The sequence below is a fragment of the Mucilaginibacter sp. SG564 genome (assembly GCF_013149275.1).
In the GTDB taxonomy this organism is placed as follows: domain Bacteria; phylum Bacteroidota; class Bacteroidia; order Sphingobacteriales; family Sphingobacteriaceae; genus Mucilaginibacter.
Genome location: NZ_JABGNA010000003.1, coordinates 282,046 through 302,064 on the forward strand (window position 1 = coordinate 282,046; position 20,019 = coordinate 302,064).

A 20,019-nucleotide genomic window follows, 5' to 3' on the forward strand; every position below is an offset into this window, starting at 1 on the left:
GTTATATTCCAAATTTATAAATGATACTTTCATGATAAGTATCGCCGGGATTTAAAACTGTTGCAGGAAAGCTGGAATGATTAGGACTATCCGGATAATACTGACACTCCAGGCATACACCGTCAAATGGACTATATGGCTGGTGATGATAACCTAAATGCTTGCTTTGTAAATAATCACCGGTATAAACCAGCATAGCCGGATAGGTGGTGAATATTTCCAACTTACGCCCTGATGTTTTTTCTGATAACTCTGCCGCCCGTTTATGATAGGCGCCAGGCTGCTCATCCAATATATAACAATCATTTAGTCCCGTAATATGGTCATCATTCACCATCATTTTATTTTTGATAGCGTTGTACGAAAATTTCTTGTAACCAACAGGTTCTATAACACCGGTGGGTATGTATTCCGCGTTGTTTTGCAGCAAACTATCGGCATGAATGGTGAGCGTATGATCAAATATTTTAGCCCCATCGTTTGACAAATTGAAGTACGCGTGATTGGTAAAATTAGCCACCGTTCTTTTATCCGTCGACGCATAATAGCTGATGATCAGTTCATTAAGCTCCGTCCACACGTAATGTACCGTAAGTTCAAGATTACCAGGATACCCTCCATCTCCGTCTGGACTTTGTATGGTAAAAAACAGCCCTTCGGCAGTAATTGCATATTTAAAAACCCGCCTGTTAAAGCCATTGTTACCGCCATGATTGGTATTTTCACCATCGTTGTTATCCAGATGCCAGGTAGTATCATCAAGCTCAAAACGAGCCCTTCCTATCCTATTGGCATAACGGCCTATGGTTGAACCAATATAACAGTCATCATCCAGATAGGCCTGCAGGGATGGGAAACCCAAAACCACGTTACTATTAACGCCATGCCTATCGGGCACTACCACCGAAACCAGGGTAGCCCCGTAATTGGTTAATTCCACATAGGCTCCGTGAGTATTCTCCATTTTAAAGAGACATACGGATTCACCGGCATGATCCCCCCATCCCTGCCAGGTTATTCGGGTAGTACTGTTCACTCCTGGATATTTAAAGTTTGTTTTGCCATATCCAGATGGATCTTGCTTCCGGCATGAGTGGCATCAAGCTCCAGCACGTTGCTTAACATTTTTTGTGCAGCATCCAGCTCGTTCAATCCTAATGCACCCAGGCCTTGCAAAAAGCTGGTGTGTATGCGGTTCCGCAAATTCAGATCGTCATCAAATATAAGCAGGTTTGGCAACGACACGGCAAAATAATCGATCTTTACTTCATCATTCGCATGCAGAGCTCCATAATCGCTCAGCTTCTTAAATATGCTGTTAGCCCGCTCGGTTTTACCCAGCTTTTTCCAGGCTAATCCCTGGTAAAAGATTTTATCAGGCTGCTGGTCGTTATAAAACACCGCTGCCGATGGCTCGTCTAAACCTATAGTGGCCTGCTCAAAGTATTTTTGGGCCTGTTCAGCATCTCCGGCAGCTTCATAGGCACAGCCCAACCAGTAGTCGATATCGTTTTCCTGGGTTCCGTACAATTTACCTTCGCCCAGGTTGTGCGGATAGGTTTTGGCATTATTAAGATAAGTGATCACTTTTTCGTACTGGCCTTCCTCATCATATTGCTTAGCCAGCTCAACCAGGCTGAATATATACTGACCCGAAGCCTTACCTTCGCCACCCTCCCATGGATGAAACTGGCGCGTGTTCAACAGATTCAACGCGGTTTCATGATCACCTAAAAGGTTATACAGTGTTACCCTTTCCAGGTATACATCGTCACGCTGATCAGCCACTGCAAGATTATCTTCCAGGAATTTCAAACGATCTTCGGGCGATCTGTTCAATCTTTTATATAACTGATCGAGCTCCATGAGTACACGGGCATCGGTTTTATCCAAGGCAAATGCTTTTTCAAAATATTCCAGGGCTTTTTGCTCATTGTTTTGTTTGTTGAAGTAGGCAATAGCCAGGTTACGGAAAACAGTGGGAAACTGATCGTCCAACTTAGCCGAACTTTCCCAGTAGCTTACCGCATCATCATATTGGCGTTTGTCATAAAACAAGTTACCCAGGTAGTATGGCGCTTTAGCATCCGATGGGTTAAGCTCAATAGCTAATTTCAAGATTCCGATCTCATCCAAACGGTTAGGGAAACACAAATATGGATCGGCTTTGGCGGCTTTAGTCAGCCACTCGGCAGCCTCAGCCTTACGGCCACTTTGGTGACTTAGCCAGCCTAAAGTATAATAAACAATAGGGTTTGATTCGGCAGGTTTTACAACCAGTTGCAGCAGTTGCGATGCTTCGTCATACAAACCAGCAGCGGCATAATCGAGAGCGTATTCAATAAAATTCTGATCATCGTGACGTGAAAGCGTTAACAGCTGGTTCAGACTCTCCTCTATTTTATCTATATTATTGCTTATTCTGTAGGCCAGTACTTTTTCAAATAGTACACCCAGATTAAAGCCATCACGATCCAATGCGCTTTCAATAGTAGCCAGTGCTTTGTCTACCTGGTTCAGCTTGCGGTAAGCCGCCGCCTTGATCACGTATGATTTGCTGTTGCTGGCATTTCTGTCTAAGGATTGATTTATATGTTCCAGCGCCAAAGCATAATCACCACGGGCCATATCTATCTGTGCTACGCAGAAAAAGCCAGTATCTTTCCAGGCATTGCTCCAGGTAGCTTTGTAAAACACGGTATAAGCTTCATCGGCTTTGCCTAAATATTTCAAACAAAGACCCAGATTATAATAAGGCTCACTATCATATGGATTAGGGTTGCGTTGAATGCTGGTTTCAACCGCCTGGCGTAAATAAGGTTCGGCTTTAGCAAATTGTCCTTTGCGGATATACCATTTGCCCAGGGCGTTATTGTTACGCACATCGGTAGGCTCACGGCGTAAAGCCTCCTCATAATATGGGATAGGGCTATAGGTTGCATGGCGATATTGCTCCAGGTGTTGCGCGGTTAAAAACAACTGCTCCACGCTTTCCACATCGGCCGGAGGCGATGCCGGTTTTGCCGGTAAAGGCATTTCGTTCTTTTTGTTTTTTGCCGGTTCGTAACGCAGCACTTCCTGTTTGCTGCTGTTGGTGATGATGAACAACAATTCGTTCTCATTCACATCACTTTTAACAGCTACTTCCTGTACAAACACTTTCTCCGGGCTGATATCAGTCGTTTGGGCAAATAAGTATTCGCCTTTATAGCTCAGGCTGATATTCAGTCCGTTTTGTGCCGAGGTTACCTGTACCTTGATGGTTACCTTATCGCCATCTTTACTGAGCGCGAGCAGGATATCTTTGGTAGCATTTTTCACCATACCCAGTTCGCGGTACGGTAAAAAGTATTGCGTAAAAGTTTTCTCTTCGTAAGGCATCAGCCAGCTAAAATCTGGCTGGTTATCGGTGAACACGCCGGTCATCAGTTCGATGTACGGGCCGTCTTCGTCGGTCAGGTTCCTGTCCCAGGCCTGGCCGAAATCGCTGTGGCCCCAGGTCCACTGTTTTTTACCGGGCGATACATGGTGATTGGCCACATGCAGCAAACCACCTTGTGAATCGTGCTCATACCCACCCACAAAATCATACTCAGAGTTGATAGCCATGTACGAGGTTGGCACCGGGATATTTTTATACATCGATATATCGGTACCCGGCGAATAATCAACCTTGTAATAAGTACCGGTAGCGATAGGAAAATCAGACACATCGCGTTTGCCATGGTCAAATACCGCGTTCACATCAGGCGGGAATACCGACTGGTAATAATCATTCACTTTTACTGCCGGGTTTGCCCACCACAGGAAAGTTTGCGGCAGCGCCGAGCGGTTAAACAGTTTGGCCTTGATCTCGATGTAAGCTGTATCCGGGCGAAGCGTAAAGCCAGCCATTCCCTTGGTATGGAACATGCGCTCCACCTCGTTCACCCAAACGGTTTTGCTGCCATCGGCATGTTCTTCCAGGGTGTAATCAACCGGATCAAATGTACTTGGGCGGTGGTGCTGTGGCCAGTTAAACTCGATACCGCCCGAGATCCACGGACCGGTTAAACCTACCAGCGCGGGTTTGATCACCTGGTTATAATAGATAAAATGACGTTGTTTGATCTTATCAAAAGCCATCTGGATACGACCGCCCAGCTCTGGCAGGATCATCACCTTCAGGTATTTGTTTTCCAGGAATAAACCTATGTATTTTTTGTCTTCTTTCTCGTCGGCAATTTTTTCGATCACCGGGTTGGGATATACCACACCGCTGCTGCCCTGGTAAACACGTTTTTCAAAAAACATCGGGTTTTTATCGGGCTTGCCCACACTATACGTAGGGATAACTACTTTCTCTTCCCAAACGGATACATTAGAATGATGCATAATATATTTTTCTTATGATTAATGTCTGATTAAATTTTCTTCCAGTTCTTCAAGGGTTTGGCCTTTGGTTTCCTTAACGCGCGACTTCACAAACAGGAAGCCCAGGAAACAGATACCCGCGTACAAGTAAAACGGCCCGTAAGTGCCTAACTTTTTAGCCAGGATAGGGAATGTAAATACCAATATAAAGTAAGCGCCCCACAGCGATACGATAGCGACCGATGAGGCGACACCCCTGATCTTGTTCGGAAAAATTTCTGAAATAAGTACCCAGGTAACCGGGGCCAATGAAATGGCATAGGTACTGATAGCCAGCAGCACAAATATGGATACCAGCCCCGCCGGGAAGTGATTTTGCAATGCCACGGCCAGCACAATATACAATATGGATAAACCCAAAGAACCTACCAGCATCAGCGGACGACGGCCTAATTTATCCACCTGCCATATGGCCAACAAGGTGAATACCAGGTTCACCACACCTATGGAAACCGTTTCCAACAACTGACGATTGAGATTAGCCCCTACTGATTCGAATATGGTGGAGGTATAATTAAACACCACATTGATACCGCAAAACTGCTGAAACACGGCCAGCGTAATACCCACCACAACCGCCGGGCGCATCGCTTTTTCGAACACCATTTTGTACGATTGTTTTACCGCGCCGCCTGCCAATGATTTTTCAATGGCTTTCATCGTGGTATTGGCAAAATCTGTTGTACCTATTTTGTTGAGTACTTGCTGGGCTTTGGCCACCTGACCCGATTTCATGAGCCATCTCGGGCTCTCGGGCAACCAGGTTACACCAATGAGGAACACCGCCGAGGGTACAGCCCCCAGCCCAAACATCCAGCGCCAGGCATCATGACCGGCATCGGCCAAAAAGTAGTTAACCAGGTTGGTGATCAGTATACCGATAACTACGGTAAGCTGATTTATAGCCACATTACGTCCACGCACTTCGGCCGGCGAAACTTCGGCTATGTACATAGGGCAAAGCATAGAAGCCATACCTACCCCTATGCCCGCGGCAAAACGCAGTATGATAAAATAAGTCAAAGTTTGCGCAAACGCGATACCAATGGATGATACCGCGAAAATTAAGGCGGCTACCATCAATCCGGGTTTGCGGCCATATTTATCGGCCAGGTTACCGGCAATCAAACAGCCTATGATACATCCTAAAGCTAAAGAGCCGGTCAAAAAACCTTCCCACACCGGGTCGAGCACGAATTGGGTACGCAGAAATGGTAAAGCGCCTGATATCACGGCAAAGTCGAATCCGAAAAGGTATCCGCCCAGGGCCGAAATAAAAGAGATCCCGATAATATAACTGCTGTTAAATGTTTTTGAACTGCTCATTTTTTAGGGTTGTGTTACTGGTTTAAGTATAATATCGTTATTTGACCGGGCTATTGCTTCACCGGGACTAATTTTATCATTACCGCATCGACTGGTGCTGCATTCAGTTTAAATTCAGCATCGCCCTTTTTTAATTCGCCTACAACAGCATCCGTCAGCATATCCTTAAACTGATAAGCTTTGCCGGCATCCAGGTGCAGAGCCGAGCGGGTTAAAACCTGGTCAAAATTCCTCTGTTTGTCGAAATTAAACAGGGCGAGCATAGTATTTTCACCCGGCAGGTAAAATGACATCTGCTGATCAAATGTTTCGCCATCTGCAGCTTTCAATGGTGTAAATGCCTTAGGCTGACTAAAAAACGTCGCTATCTGTTTATTGTTTAAAAACGCCTGCGCACGGGCTGCCGCCAGTGGATGCCTGAAATCGGAGCCATCGCCCAGGATACTGCCCATCACCATCATGGCGTATAAGCGCACTTTGATCTCCTGCTCGTTCAGGTCGGGATTTTTCTGGAAGCTTTTCATAATGCTCACATCCAGGTTGGTGTATGGAAACAAGGTGCCTTGTACCCAGCCCATATGCGAACCCGTGGCCAGCGAAGCCTCGGTACTGCCATAATGCGGAAAGCCCGGCTGGTCATCACGCAAGTGCGAATACACATCGGTTGATATAAAACGGGTGTGCGCGTACTGGTGCGGGAACATAGGCGATATGGCCTGGGTTATAAAAATATCTTTACCCAGGATAGAATCAACCAGGTGGCGCAGCGTTTTCATGCCATAATCATAAGCCTGCATCCCCGTACGGATATTTTTATTATAGCGGGTTGTGCTTTCTAATGCCCCCCCGGTCAGGAAATCTATCTTCAGGAATTTGGCGTTGATGGCTTTGGCTTTTTTCAATTGCTGGATGATATACAGACGAACGGCCGGATGTGTAGGATCCATCGCGTAAGCGCCCCATTTACCATCTTTATACATGATGGGTTTGCCATCATTATCATGCAGCAATACGTCTTTTAAAGCATAGTTTGAGCCGGCGACCTTTTTCCCTTCGATATCGTCCTTCCAGTTCCACATGGCAAAAGGGATAAAATAAAAGCCCATTTGCTGGTTGTTTTTTGCGAAATATTTACTCAGGTTAGCCAAAACCTCGGTAGAGTAAATACCCTGATCGTAAGAGTCGATACTCATCACTGGTTTAGCGTAGCTGCTGAAATTAGTAAGCGTGTGCAGAAAATCGGAAATTTTTTCAACGGCAGGAGGCATCATCACTTTCTCGTAACCTAACACACCTTCAACGCCAAAGCTGTTCCAGTAAACCGGGGCATAACCATTCCAGGTTTGTTTACCATTGATGGCGGAATTTGCTTCGCCATATTGTTTAAAGGCCTGGTTCAGGTCGTCCTTGGCGCATAAAAATATCGTAGGCGAACTTACCGACTGGCCTATTGCCGTACCGTGCGCCACCAGATCATGCGTGCCATCATTACCACCATAAGCAGGGGGTAATTTTGGATCATCCGGTGTAGATGCACCGCCAAAAACACGCAGGGAATCCACATAACCTAACTCGTTTGAAGTTTGATAGGCCAGGCCTGTTTTCCAGAAATCATGCTTTACACTGCCTATCACCAGTCCCGAGTTTTTCAGCATATCATAAATAGCGGCAAACTCATAGGTAATACCTGTAGCCTTGGGCGATCCCGCTTTGGGCCAGCTTCTTTCTACCGTGGGCGTCCAGTCGTCATTATCAAAGGGCATATCCAGTATACGGGGCTCTGTACCGGGAATAAACAACCTGCCTTTGTATTTGGGTAAAATGGCAATAGCACTAATATCACGGGTTTCCAAAGGCGCCGCTTTGGCATCCTTATTTTTGGCAGTCAGGCTGATCAGCGTATAATCATGCCCCTCATAATTGGTAAAACGCTGCTCCAGTACAAATGGATGCTGATGATCGCTGTGCGTAATAATTACCTGCCTGCCTGTACCTATGTTATCATGAACTTCGGCAGTAGTATATTGATGATTGGTAAAATCAGCCGTTGAGGTAATCCCCGATTTTAAATCGTTAATGTAGCCTACCGTATTTTCCATCCGGATACCGTTGGGAAATACATAATTCACCATACCGGTATGGGCATCCAGCTTAATGGTAATATGGCTGGTGGTAATCTCAAAGGCGTTAACTGTCTTTTGTGCAAATCCTGAATGGCCAGCTAACAATAAGACAATAACAGCGAACGGGTGGAGTAATTTTTTCATCATAGTTTATACCGGTAAATCATATCATCTCTTATTAACAGGCATGCTGCTATCTATTATGCGACGGGGCGGGCGCTATAAATATGGATAATACGTTCAATTGGTTCGATGTAAAGCTCACTGATTATAGCAGATTAAAAAATAGTTAATGTTACGATAATGATGGACTTTTTTACGACAATATCTGCATTTGTTGTTAAATAAACATTTAATCAACCAATTGGCATTTTTTGGCTTTGTACCATGTTCAGCAAGCACATAAGTCACGTGTTACTTTTTCAATCGATTTCATTGTCTATCAGAAAATGAAAAATTTTCTGATGATTTTATTTTTTTTACCTAATGTTGTAAACAGTATTCCCAACCAATTATAATACCCATATCCCCTAAAAATGGCAAAAAGCATAGCGTTAAGACGGCGCGAAGGTTTTGAAGGACAGAAACTTATTGTACTGCCCAAAAAGATCATCGCCAACTTTTTAAGTAAAGACCCTGTTACCAAACAGATCTATATAACCGATATAGGGTATTACCCAAAGGCCAGTCATCATTATGCCGAACGCCCAAATGGTATCAATCAGCATATTATCATTTATTGTACAGAGGGTTATGGGTGGTTGGAGATCAATAAGAAGAAAGTAGAGGTTTCGCCATCACAATTTATAGCTATACCGGCCAATACGCCGCATAAGTATGCCGCTAATATGGATAAACCATGGACCATTTACTGGATCCATTTTAAAGGCGAAATATCGGCATTCATCATCGACCTGATACTCCAGAACTCCGAAAACTATAAACCTTATTTATCTTATAATGAAGACAGGATAAAGCTATTTGAGGATATTTGCTATAACCTGGAGAAGGGCTATAGTGGCGATACTTTACGCTACGTGAATATGATATTTTCGCATTTTTTGTCATCACTGATCTATGAAGATAAGTTCAATCACCTGGAAGAAAATACCGACGATAATGTGGTGGAGAAAGCCATCGGTTTTATGCAGGATAATATCAGTAAAATACTCAGGCTTGATGATCTTTCGGCCTTTGCCAACCTATCAACTTCTCATTTTTCGGCGCTTTTCAGGGCTAAAACAGGCTATGCCCCTATCGAGTATTTCAACCAGCTCAAAGTGCAAAAGGCTTGCCAGTACATTTCATTTACAGCCATGTCTATCAAAAATATAGCGATCAGCCTTGGGATCGAAGATCAGTATTACTTTTCCAGAATGTTTACCAAACTGATGGGAAGTTCGCCTAATGAGTATCGTAAAAAGATCAAATCAACACAATAACCTATAAGAGAAAAATATTTAGGAAAGCAAAGCCGGAGACGCGTCATCCATAGTCGTAAATAAACGTTTAAAAAAAGCGGCTACCTTATCCAGCCAGGTTTGTGTTTTTACAGGAGGAAATTGAAGGATTTCCTTTTGTTCCGGCTCATCCGGCGGATTATTTACAGCCTGCATTTCTTCCAGGATACTTTCGCGTATGTCGGGGTCACGGTTCACAATAGCGTCCAATTCTGTGAGCTCGTTAAAGGTGGCCACGCCTCTTTTTTGTCGTTTTATTAAAATATCAAAACGATCCTGATTAAACGTACGCCGCTCCAAATATTTGCGCTGTTTCATAATAATCTACCTGCCTGTAGCATTATCAACAAAGTAAATGCCATCGTTATATTTAATTGATTATCAATAAATTAAAATACATACATGTTTCAACATGTGCTATTTTGATACATCCCATTGTTCGTTTCCGGTCGGTTAATAATTATTGTAAATTTACTACAGCTATCAGCCGAGGTTTAGTTTGAGCAATCACCGCGCTGCTAAACAGCGCGGTGATGAACTACTAAAACTTTCATTGATGTAGATCTGAAAATTTCCGATTAAACAGCTACCACTACTTTACCGCGGGTGCGGCCACTGGCTATTTGCTGATGTGCGACTGACATTTGGTCAAACGGAAATACCTGTGATAAGTGCGATTTGAGGATACCTTGCTCCAGCCATTTGGCCAGCTGTTTCATATCATCGCCATTAGATTCTACCAGGAAGAAGTATCCATTTATGCCTTTTGCTTTGGCCTTTTCAGTTATGGTTTCACTAATGCCCGAAGGTATACTGATCACCGTACCACCTTTTTTAGCTACTTCCAAAGAACGATCGATATTATCGCCACCAATGGCATCAAACACCAGGTCTACATCATGCACTACCTCTTCAAAACGCACAGCTTTATAGTCTATATGCTCATCGGTGCCCAGGCCCAATACAAAATCCTTATTGGCAGCAGATGAGGTGCCGATAACATAAGCACCCAGGTGTTTGGCTATCTGCACTACATAATGCCCCACACCACCTGCTGCGGCATGTACCAATACTTTTTGACCGGCCCGCACATTAGCTTTATGGATTAAACCCTGCAAAGCGGTGAGGGCAGCAAGGGTTGCGGCAGCGGCTTCTTCGTGACTAATGTTGGCCGGTTTCAAGGCCAGGTGATTTGCCGGGGCGGCTACATATTCGGCATAAGCCTTACCATGACCCGGGAAATTCACCATGCCAAATACAGCATCGCCAACTTCAAATTCCTTAACTGCGCTTCCTTTTTTGGTTACAATGCCCGATATATCCCAACCGAGAATAAACGGGTCTTCACTTTTTAAACGGCCCGACAGGCCTTTGCCAATAGCCGTTTTTACATCAACAGGGTTTACGCTGATGGCTTTTACCTGTACCAATACTTCGGTATCCCCTATTTCGGGAACCGGCAACTCAACTGTGTGTAAACTATCAGTTCCTTCAAATCCTTTTAATATGATCGCTTTCATGTTCTTTTTTTAAATTTTATGGTACAAAATTATACAGATTACTCAGCTCATTATTTGTACAAATAATACCAAATGCTGTACATTTGTGCCTATGTACCAGGAAAATTTACACCAGGAATTTGAGATAGTTTATAAAGAGCTCAACGAAAACCCTCAAAAAGCGCATCAGCATAGCTTTTTTGAGCTGATTTATATTGTAAACGGCACGGGTACACAATGCATCAATAAAAACTCCTTCGACTATCACGACGGTCATTTATTTCTGATAACTCCGCAGGACTGCCACTCCTTTGAAATCAAAACCACAACAAGCTTTTTCTTTATTCGCTTTAACGATATCTATATCCGTAACCAGCAGCAGGACCGTAAAGCCAAGAACGATTGGCTGCAGCAAATGGAATTTATCCTGCAACATGCCAGTCACCAACCTGGCTGTTTGCTATGCAACAATGGCGACAAACCGCTGGTAAAAATGCTGGTAGAAAGCATTATCCGTGAACAGGTGAACCGAGAGGCACATTATACCGAACTGATCAAACAACTGGTAAACACTATACTAACTATTGTGGCCCGCAACATGACCATGATGCCGGTGAGTGCTTGTCTAACAACCAATTTGAACAATGAGCCGGTTGTTGATATTATCCGGTACATACAGGAAAATATCTACGAGCCCGAAAAACTGCGTACCGAACTCATCAGTGATCATTTTGGGATAGCACAGGCTTACCTTGGTCGTTATTTCAAAAAACATACCGGCGAAAGCCTGCAACAGTATATCTCCAACTACAAACTTAAACTGGTTGAAACCCGCCTGCAGCACAGCGATATGCGCATCAACGAGATTGTTCGTGAATTGGGCTTTACCGACGAAAGCCACCTGAACCGCCTGTTCAAAAAGCATAAAGGCATCAACCCATCATCCTTCCGAAAACAGAACAACGCGGCTTATCAGCCTGTGCACCAGTAACTATTTCAGCGCTTTGGCAATAGCCTGCTCGGTAACCGTTGCCATAACTTTATAACCTGCAGCATTGGGGTGTACGCCATCTGTAGTAAGCTCCGGCTTTTGCCCGTTGCGCTCATCAACCATGGGTGTAAAATAATCCAGCAGGGTCAGGTTATTTTCGGTGGCGTAGGCTTTGATGAGCTTGTTGAGTGCGATGATCTTGCCAGCCGGTTCAATGCCTTTACGCCATGGATAATCAAATACAGGCAGGTAAGCGCATAGTATCACCTTGATATGGTGCAGTTTAGCCAGCTCGGTCATGGAGCGAATGTTGTTCATGATATACTCATTTGTCAGGTGGCCATAGTTGGAGGCGATATCATTACTACCGGCAAGTATGATCACCGCTTTAGGCTTCAGACCGATCACATCCTGCTGAAAGCGCAGTAATAACTGTCCTGAGATCTGTCCGCTCACACCCCTGTCCAGATAGGATTTTTCCTTAAAAAACTCAGGCACAGTGGTTTTCCACCGCTCAAATATGGAGCTCCCTAAAAATACCACCCTATTTTCGCCGGGTTTGGGGGCGCCTACCTCTTTGTTTTCCCGGGCATAGCGAGACAACGCGGCCCAGTCATCCCGCAAATCCTCTTTGGCAACAGCCGGCTTATTTTTTCCAGTATCGGGGCTGCCTTGCTGCGCGTAACCGGCAGAGGCGATCAATAATCCGGCGAATAATAATAGGGTAAGTTTTGTATTCATTTTGGATATATATATCGTAGCAAAAACTTTTTAAAGGTTGAATTTTAACAATTTTCGACTCAAAATCGGGCAAAAACAGGTGAAAAACAGATCAAAAATCACTCAAAATCATCGATTTTAACACTTTTTAACAAATTTTTTACACGTTTTGAAAACTTTAAAAAGTATTAATTTCCTATATATCAAATTACGACATACCAAATGATCAGTTTTTGGATTGTTTTTTCTGTTAACCAAACAGCCCGGTTCTCTGCTAAAAAAGAGAACCGGGCTGTGGTTTATACAATATACGAAAAATTGTTGAATATGCCGGTGGCAAAATTCATTGAACGCAGGTAAGTAGTGTGCGATAAGAGATGCTTCACCTCATCCAATCAATTATTTTTAAATTAACAATTCCTTTACAGACCGGGGTTTACTTTGTGGCAACTTTATTATAAAAACCCTATTACCCATGAAAAAAAATTTATTAACCCTTTTTACTTTTAGTGCTATAGCCCTTAGTGCCTGCAAAAAAGATCATAAGGTAAATATAGCTCCACCATACCCGGATATGGCCGAAGCAGCCGATCCTGCTGTTCTGATGACCACTGCCGATGGTGTAAAAGTATATAACGGTGGCTTTGGCTCGGCCATAGCTCCGGACCCTAAAGACGCTAATGTTTTTTACCTGCTTACCGATCGCGGACCTAATGCTGCGGGTTCAACAACCAACGCCATCATATTTGGCAAAGCCGATTTTACTCCCGAGATAGGCAAGTTCAGGCTAAAAGATGGTAAACTGGTATTGGAGCAAACCATTCAGCTTAAAAATGCTGCCGGCCAACCCCTGAACGGTTTACCCAACCCTATCGACCAGGGCGGCACCGGCGAAATCGCTTTTGATCTGAACGGAAACCAGATTGCACCAAATGCCGACGGGATCGACTCAGAAGGCATGGTTTTAGCCTCCGACGGTACTTTCTGGATCAGTGATGAATACGGTCCTCACATTGTACATTTTGATGCCTCAGGTAAAACCATTGAGCGTATAAACCCATTCGGAACAGGTACCGGCGGTCGTAAAATTCCCCTGGTGTTTGCCAAACGTAAACCCAACCGTGGCATGGAAGGCCTCGCCATTACGCCCGATGGCAAAACATTGGTGGGCATGATGCAATCGCCGATGCTTAACCGCAATAAAACGGCGGTTGCCAATTCAACCATCCTGCGTATCCTTACTTTTGATATCGCTTCGGGTGCTACCAAACAGTATGCCTATGTGATGGATAATGTATCCCTTACGGGCGTAAGCGATATAGTGGCGGTTAATGCCACTACCTTTTTAACCGTTGAGCGCGATGGCTTGTATGGCGGCGCGCCAAGTAATCCGGCTACATTTAAAAAAATATTCAAGATAAGCCTTACCGGCGCTACCGATATATCAGATGACGCCAATGGCGCTAATGGCAAACTTTACGGGGGCAAAACCGTAGAGGAGCTGAATGACCAGGCCGGTTTGCAGGGTGCAGGCATTACCCCGGTATCTAAAACCCTGGTGCTGGATCTGCTGAAAGATCTGCCAACCGTTTACCCGCATGATAAGGCCGAAGGTTTGGCCCTGCTACCGGGCAATATCCTGGCCATCTCCAACGATGACGACTTTGGTGTACTGGATAATGGCAAGGGCGGTTTCGCTGCTAAAATACTGCCCGCTACCAACACGGTTGATCATAACCGCATCTATTTTGTAAAGATAAAGCTATAAGAGAAGCAAGAGATAAGAATCAGGAATCAAGACAGAACAAAAAAGCCATCCCGTTATTCGGGGTGGCTTTTTATTTCGGCAAACAGATCTCAAACAAGCTAAAACAGCATTAATTATTTTTTTGAAAATACGGTGTTTTCACGGATTGCGAAGACTTGTAACTCTGTTTACATTTGTATCAATGGGTTTTACTAAAACCGCTGATAATGAAATTAAGGTTAACTGATAAGGTACTTATTTTTTTTATCCTGATGATAGCGATTATAGTGCAACGCCCGAGCTATCAATTGGTGAATGCCTTGATAGGCGGCTTACATCTCAATTTGGGATTGATACCACACCTGAGATCATTTGTCGCATTATTTACAAATATATCATACTTCCTTAGGGGAGTTTATTAAGAATAACACCTATGAAAAGCACCTTGAGAAAGTGCAAAAAAGATTAAGTATATTGTTGGTGATATGCTTAGTTAAATGGTCCTGACCGGCCTCAATACAAGCATTACCTTTAACCAGGTAATGCTTTTTTGTTGGTACGGGACTGTCATATTGAACTCCACCGAAACACATCCTTCATTAAAAGCCTCGGCCTGTGCGATTCCTTCCCTCGGGAAGGGGGAGGAAGGGGTTTATACATCATATCGGTTTACCGCATGCATAAACCCCTCCCTGCCACAGCACAATCCAACCGCATCCTCCCGTGGGGAGGGAACTAAGAACCGGAGTCGGCCGTCATCCTGAACTTGTTTCAGTATCCCTCAGGACGGGTTAATCGTCATACGATGCACCTTGCTTATGGGGTGCCGAAACAAGTTCGGCATGACGTGGAGGGTAATTGTGGTCGCTGTAGAAATAAGTTATATTTGAATCGCATTCCCGAATGAAGAAACCGATGCCTTTTGATTTCCTGCTGGATTACTTACCCAGCGGCATCGTCGTTAAGCCGGCGATTGGTATGTTTTATATCTATTACGCGCAAAAGATCGTCATGATCTTCCGCAAAACCAGCAAGAACCCGCAGCATAACGGCATCTGGATATCGACCAGGCGGGAGCATCATGCCAGTTTAAAGGCCGAGATACCCGCCATAACCGATTTTGAATTAGAAGAAGGCTTTGATACCGCCTGGCTCCTGCTCAGCGACAGCCACGATGACTTTGAATACGCCGCCATACAACTCTGCGAACTGGTTGCACAAAAGGATCAAAGGATAGGCAAAGTAACACCCAACAGCACAAGCATTTAGCATGTGACTGGCATTATTACCGCAGTCGCTCGGCTCCGGCCGAGTGACTGCATGAGAGTGGTGGCCTGTCACCCTGAGCTTGTCGAAGGGTCGCGCGCAGAGGCCTGCACACCATGCTTCGACGGGTTCAGCATGACAGCCATTTTTGAAAATCACGAAAGTGGTGGCCTGTCACCCTGAGCTTGTCGAAGGGTCCGCTGCAGTCGCTCGGCTCCAGCCGAGTGACCGTTATTACCCGGCCTCCGGCCGTCGCAAAAGGCAAGGTTATTTATATTGGTTTCCCCCCTTCGCTGGCGCACGCGTGCGACAGCAGAGGGCCGTCGCAAAGGGCAAGTATATTGGTTTCGCAGGCCAGAGGCCTGTAAATAATTGTCGCTCGGCTGGAGCCCACAGGTGTTGGGAAGACATAAATTTATACCAAACGTTCTCATTTCGATGAGCAGAAGCTGAGGCCTGGGCAGGGGGCGAAGAGAAATCTTGTACGATTTGCTTATCTCGACGTATAAGATTTCTCCTCGTACCTCGTCGAAATGACAACTTTTTCTTCTTCCCAACACTTGAGGGCTGGAGCCGAGCGACTGCATGAGATTTAGAGGGACTTAAACTTTAATCAGCTTGCCACGGGTAAGTATTTTGCCTTTAAGCATGATCACATAAATATATACTCCCGGACTAAGGTTTATCTGAAATGTATTTTGCAGCTGGGTAATGGTTCGCTCCATGCGTACATACCCAACCGCGTCATACAGCTTAAAATCGTACGTATTGTCTATATCGCCGCTCAGGATATTGAGTTGTGTGCTTACCGGGTTGGGGTAAAGCGTAAACTGACTGGGTTGTAAATAGGTAGCATTAGCCAGGTCGGAGTAGATGATCTTACCATCATTAGTTTGAAGTTCTACCCGGTAATATTGTATCCCCTTTTTAGGATTGGCATCTGTAAACTGGTAGGCTAATGATGAGCCTACCTGGGTTGTGCCCAGGTTGGCGAAAGCATTGTATCCGGTTTGTTTTTGCCAGGTGATGGATTTGAGGTTCACCACACTGCCTATCTGCAGATCGAGCACAATGGTGTTATTCACTACATTGGCCAGCAGGGTTTTAACATAACAGCCTACCCCCTGGTTCTTAGCATCAATGGTTAAGCTTTTCAGGCCCTCAAAACCATCGCCCTGCGCGCTCACCGCGAAATAGGATGAGGTTTGCTGGGCGGCAGGTATAAGAATGGTAGTATCAGCAACGGTGGTTAATTTTTGCAGTACGTTATCTTTAATAGTATAAACTACGTACCCTTTACTGCCAGGCTGGGCCCTCCAATGCAACAGCGTGCCGTCGGTACAGTTATACCCTACCTCCAGTTTAAGGGGTTGAGAAAGTACAAATTCCTTGCTGATAAACGCCTGGCTGCCGATATCCATTTTGAGCATGGCGGTGGTAAATACGTCGGGAGTTGTCCAGTCGTAATACCTGTTTTTGAGGGTAACGCTGCTGATGGCTTTCCAGGTATTGCCATGATCATAGCTTACGCTAAGCTGTCCCGATGTGGCGCTGAACGAACTTTGCCAGCGCAGGTAGTTTTCACCAGCTGCGAAAAGATGGTTCTGCCCCGAGGGATAGGTCCACTCAAAACGGTTGGCCGCTGTAGCCCCGTGCGCTATATAAAAAGTTTGAGTTCCGGATGCTATTTTACTTCCTTTTACATGGATGATATAATTACCGGCCACGGGATTTTGCAGGCTCACCTGTTCGGTATTGTTGATGGTATCCCGGCGGCGTACGGCAGGTTTTGTTAGGGAATCTGTGGCCGGATAGGTGCTTAAGCTCCAGGGCAGCAGCGTTTGCCCATCGGGTGTGGTAACAGACAGGTCAAGATCATTGATCAGCGCCTTGGGGGCGTTGAGCGCCGCAGGCAGATCGTTCCAGGCCAGCGACACCTTAAACAGACTGCTGCCTGCCGGAACGCTGATGGTATAATCTACCTGTTGCTGGTTGCTAACCGCTCCTTTTTTAAAACGGTTATCTGTAAGGGAGCGTAAAGCTTCCAGGGCGTTTAGCTGCCCGTAACCTGTTTTATGATCCACATTAGGCAAACCAATGTCATCTGCCGAATTGATGAGCACACTTTTGATGAGGGCAGCCGAGGGCAACTGGGCAAATTGTTTTTTGTAGGCCTGCTGCAACAGGGCTACAGTTCCCGTAACCAGGGCCGCGGCTCCGGAGGTACCATCTTCGCCATTGGATACCAGCTCGGGCTTTATCCTGCCGTCATAAGCAGGCCCGGCGGAGCTCAGATCTGCCGGCACCCCGTTTTGATCGGTACCGCCAATAACCAGCACATTTTTGGCCTGTTTAAAAGTTCCCGAAAGGTTGGCTACATTCGGGATGCCGTTATATAGGCCGGTAGTAGATGGCATAGTGCCGATATTACCAGATGAAAACACATGAATGATGGAATCATTTGCCATCACCTGTTGGTCGTAAGCTACTGCCTCTACCCCGTAATAGTTTTCGATGCCCGTACCATAGGAGTGATTTTCAACGCCGATGTCAAAGGTTTTAAAAAGGGCGGTACTATCGGGCAGTAAACGGGCAAAATCTGATGAGGTGAACCGCACTTTAGGAGCGGAGCCCAATCCCCTGATAAATGAATTACCGTTGCCACCTATTAAAGTAGCCATAATGGTAGCATGCCCCGAGGTAATAGCCGCCGCCGGGAACGAAGTAAAGGAACGGCCAAGCAGATCGATATCATCGTCATAGCGTTCTTCCTTAATAGCTACATTGATGCCGGTTCCGTCAATCCCCGGAAAATTATCGGCAATGGCCGAGATCTGGTTAATACCCAGGTCGATATCATTGATCACCAGTTCGGCGTGGGCCTTCCGGGTAACATTGGCAAAGGTTACGTAGGGTTGCTGCAACAGATCAATAAGCCGTTGCAAGGAAATATTGAGGGTAACTGTGTTTGGGCTTTGAGCGGTTATTTCACCGTATCTTTTGATATCGCTGATCACTGAATCGCTTTGTGAAGTGACAGACAGATCGATAGATTGTTTAGAGGATGGATGTTTTTGCAAAAGCTGCACTAAATTATCGGTAGCTTTCCATAGGGAGTTGGCTGGTGTAACCTCCTGTATATTGTCGTTGGTTGATATATCGGCGGTAGTGGCCACCACATAAAAATTATAGGATACCCGTTTTACGGCACGAAGCTTTTTCACATCGGCCTTATCTGGTTCTTTAAATTTAACCAGGTAATATTTAAGCCCGTTATTTCCATTCAATGGCTGCACAGCAGGCGCTGCCTTATAAAGCACGGTCATAGCTTTATCGCCTGTTGTTTTTTGCGCCCACGAGCATTTAAAACATAAAAATCCCAGTATAAAACAGAGTAATTTTTTAACCATACTGAATATTAAAAAAATAAAGGGGAGTTTTGCTCCCCTTTATTTGTAAAACTACTTTATTGATCAATAAGAAGCAATACGATAAGGTTTTTTAGTACAAATAGTTCAACGCTATTTTATCATTCGCGTTGAAGGTACGGTCAGACCCATTTGAACAGGCCAGCATCCATGAAGCCGCATCAGCAGCAGAAGGTGTACCCGGAATAAGAATAGCTCCAGGATAGTTTTGAGGATCGCTGCTGCTATAAGTATTACCTTCATTTACCGCTGTACCACCGCAGCTGAAAGAGCGGTTAAAGTAATCGGTATGGCGCATACCAATACAATGACCCAACTCATGCTGGATAACAGAAGTAAGGTAACCCAAATTTGGATTACTTCCGTATGCCTGTGGATTGGTGTTCATACCGATAGCGTTGTAAGGATTACCCGCCGCGGTTGGGAAACCAGAATAGCCTAAAGTGATGTAACCACCGCTTGGCCCCTGGTTAAAGCCAGTAACCACGATGTTACCACCGCTGCTAACCACCTGAAACTGCAGCGAAAGATTTAACGCGTTATAACGAGCTATAGCATTAGCTGTAGCTGTAGCGTAAACAGTTGGCAGGTTTGAAACCGAAACAGTGATAGTTCTTGGTAAATTTTTCACCAGGTTGTGTGTCTGATACTGTTCTGTTTCGGCAATTCTAACAATAGGGCCTGCAACAGCGGCTTCTTTTAAATTCTCCGGAGTAAGTAAAATATCATCTTCTACCAGGTAATTGTCACCTATTTTGCGCACGTTGTCGGTACTGAAACCTAAAGCCGCGATTTGTTTTGAAGCATCGGCCGAGATTTGCGGAGTTTGATTGGCTTTTTTGTCGACGCTTTGATTGTTTTTAGTACATGCAGTTAGTAATGAAGATGCACATATAATGCATAGCCCCATTTTTAGTAAGAGTTGTTTTTTCATTTTGTCGGTACTCTAATTTTGTTAGTTAGTTAATACTTTTAAAATAATATCCGGGACAACTAAGGCCTCCCTTTTATTATTTAATAATAATTGCCTGCTTGATTGATCAATA

Annotated in this window: 13 protein-coding genes; 4 read left to right on the forward strand and 9 right to left on the reverse strand. The window is 44.9% G+C overall.

Annotated features, from left to right (window positions below; all coding sequences use genetic code 11):
* Window position 1: 1 nt before the first annotated feature.
* From FHW89_RS08705 to FHW89_RS08720, 4 genes are read right to left on the reverse strand one after another with little or no spacing between them, the layout of a single operon-like run.
* Entirely contained in the window at window positions 2–1,036 is a 1,035-nt protein-coding gene (locus FHW89_RS08705; protein ID WP_371742438.1) for an aldose epimerase family protein, read from the reverse strand.
* Window positions 1,033–4,374: a DUF5107 domain-containing protein gene (locus FHW89_RS08710; RefSeq protein WP_172334643.1), complete on the reverse strand. Its 3,342-nt coding sequence runs from the start codon at window positions 4,372–4,374 to the stop codon at window positions 1,033–1,035. Before FHW89_RS08710 ends, FHW89_RS08705 begins: the two co-directional genes overlap by 4 nt.
* Before the next feature lie 18 nt (window positions 4,375–4,392).
* Window positions 4,393–5,739, reverse strand: a complete 1,347-nt coding sequence (locus tag FHW89_RS08715) for a sugar porter family MFS transporter (RefSeq protein ID WP_172334644.1) — start codon at window positions 5,737–5,739, stop codon at window positions 4,393–4,395.
* Window positions 5,740–5,789: 50 nt separating this feature from the next.
* Window positions 5,790–8,009 carry a hypothetical protein gene (locus FHW89_RS08720; RefSeq protein ID WP_172334645.1) on the reverse strand — a complete coding sequence of 740 codons (2,220 nt, stop codon included), beginning with the start codon at window positions 8,007–8,009 and terminating at the stop codon, window positions 5,790–5,792.
* 389 nt (window positions 8,010–8,398) lie between these two features.
* Here FHW89_RS08720 and FHW89_RS08725 point away from each other — a divergent pair, with 389 nt between their 5' ends.
* Complete coding sequence (locus FHW89_RS08725; protein ID WP_172334646.1) at window positions 8,399–9,304, forward strand: AraC family transcriptional regulator; 906 nt, start codon at window positions 8,399–8,401, stop codon at window positions 9,302–9,304.
* Window positions 9,305–9,322: 18 nt separating this feature from the next.
* Here the strand turns inward: FHW89_RS08725 and FHW89_RS08730 are convergent, their stop codons facing one another.
* Together FHW89_RS08730 and FHW89_RS08735 are read right to left on the reverse strand one after the other, a co-directional pair.
* Window positions 9,323–9,640, reverse strand: a complete 318-nt coding sequence (locus FHW89_RS08730) for a hypothetical protein (protein WP_172334647.1) — start codon at window positions 9,638–9,640, stop codon at window positions 9,323–9,325.
* Between the two features lie 260 nt (window positions 9,641–9,900).
* Entirely contained in the window at window positions 9,901–10,842 is a 942-nt protein-coding gene (locus FHW89_RS08735) for an NADP-dependent oxidoreductase (RefSeq protein WP_172334648.1), read from the reverse strand.
* Window positions 10,843–10,933: 91 nt separating this feature from the next.
* Here FHW89_RS08735 and FHW89_RS08740 point away from each other — a divergent pair, with 91 nt between their 5' ends.
* Window positions 10,934–11,812, forward strand: a complete 879-nt coding sequence (locus FHW89_RS08740; protein WP_172334649.1) for an AraC family transcriptional regulator — start codon at window positions 10,934–10,936, stop codon at window positions 11,810–11,812.
* Here FHW89_RS08740 and FHW89_RS08745 read toward each other — a convergent pair whose 3' ends face one another.
* Window positions 11,813–12,553: an SGNH/GDSL hydrolase family protein gene (locus FHW89_RS08745; RefSeq protein WP_172334650.1), complete on the reverse strand. Its 741-nt coding sequence runs from the start codon at window positions 12,551–12,553 to the stop codon at window positions 11,813–11,815.
* A 454-nt stretch (window positions 12,554–13,007) separates the two neighbouring features.
* Here FHW89_RS08745 and FHW89_RS08750 point away from each other — a divergent pair, with 454 nt between their 5' ends.
* Window positions 13,008–14,300, forward strand: coding sequence for an esterase-like activity of phytase family protein (locus tag FHW89_RS08750; protein ID WP_172334651.1), 1,293 nt, complete (start codon window positions 13,008–13,010; stop codon window positions 14,298–14,300).
* A gap of 882 nt (window positions 14,301–15,182) precedes the next feature.
* On the forward strand, window positions 15,183–15,548 hold the full coding sequence (locus FHW89_RS08755; protein WP_172334652.1) for a hypothetical protein: 366 nt from the start codon (window positions 15,183–15,185) through the stop codon (window positions 15,546–15,548).
* Window positions 15,549–16,147: 599 nt separating this feature from the next.
* Here the strand turns inward: FHW89_RS08755 and FHW89_RS08760 are convergent.
* Together FHW89_RS08760 and FHW89_RS08765 are read right to left on the reverse strand one after the other, a co-directional pair.
* Window positions 16,148–18,871, reverse strand: a complete 2,724-nt coding sequence (locus tag FHW89_RS08760; protein ID WP_172334653.1) for a S8 family peptidase — start codon at window positions 18,869–18,871, stop codon at window positions 16,148–16,150.
* 175 nt (window positions 18,872–19,046) lie between these two features.
* Window positions 19,047–19,907 (reverse strand): M57 family metalloprotease, encoded by an 861-nt coding sequence (locus FHW89_RS08765; RefSeq protein WP_216650519.1) that lies wholly within the window; start codon window positions 19,905–19,907, stop codon window positions 19,047–19,049.
* Window positions 19,908–20,019: the final 112 nt, after the last annotated feature.

What these genes read in the sequence shown, in the direction of transcription:
- FHW89_RS08710 (WP_172334643.1), bottom strand. Translation starts at nt 4,374, where the DNA reads ATGCATCATTCTAATGTATCCGTTTGGGAAGAGAAAGTAGTTATCCCT.
- FHW89_RS08715 (WP_172334644.1), bottom strand. Translation starts at nt 5,739, where the DNA reads ATGAGCAGTTCAAAAACATTTAACAGCAGTTATATTATCGGGATCTCT.
- FHW89_RS08720 (WP_172334645.1), bottom strand. Translation starts at nt 8,009, where the DNA reads ATGATGAAAAAATTACTCCACCCGTTCGCTGTTATTGTCTTATTGTTA.
- FHW89_RS08725 (WP_172334646.1), top strand. Translation starts at nt 8,399, where the DNA reads ATGGCAAAAAGCATAGCGTTAAGACGGCGCGAAGGTTTTGAAGGACAG.
- FHW89_RS08730 (WP_172334647.1), bottom strand. Translation starts at nt 9,640, where the DNA reads ATGAAACAGCGCAAATATTTGGAGCGGCGTACGTTTAATCAGGATCGT.
- FHW89_RS08735 (WP_172334648.1), bottom strand. Translation starts at nt 10,842, where the DNA reads ATGAAAGCGATCATATTAAAAGGATTTGAAGGAACTGATAGTTTACAC.
- FHW89_RS08740 (WP_172334649.1), top strand. Translation starts at nt 10,934, where the DNA reads ATGTACCAGGAAAATTTACACCAGGAATTTGAGATAGTTTATAAAGAG.
- FHW89_RS08745 (WP_172334650.1), bottom strand. Translation starts at nt 12,553, where the DNA reads ATGAATACAAAACTTACCCTATTATTATTCGCCGGATTATTGATCGCC.
- FHW89_RS08750 (WP_172334651.1), top strand. Translation starts at nt 13,008, where the DNA reads ATGAAAAAAAATTTATTAACCCTTTTTACTTTTAGTGCTATAGCCCTT.
- FHW89_RS08755 (WP_172334652.1), top strand. Translation starts at nt 15,183, where the DNA reads ATGAAGAAACCGATGCCTTTTGATTTCCTGCTGGATTACTTACCCAGC.
- FHW89_RS08760 (WP_172334653.1), bottom strand. Translation starts at nt 18,871, where the DNA reads ATGACCGTGCTTTATAAGGCAGCGCCTGCTGTGCAGCCATTGAATGGA.
- FHW89_RS08765 (WP_216650519.1), bottom strand. Translation starts at nt 19,907, where the DNA reads ATGAAAAAACAACTCTTACTAAAAATGGGGCTATGCATTATATGTGCA.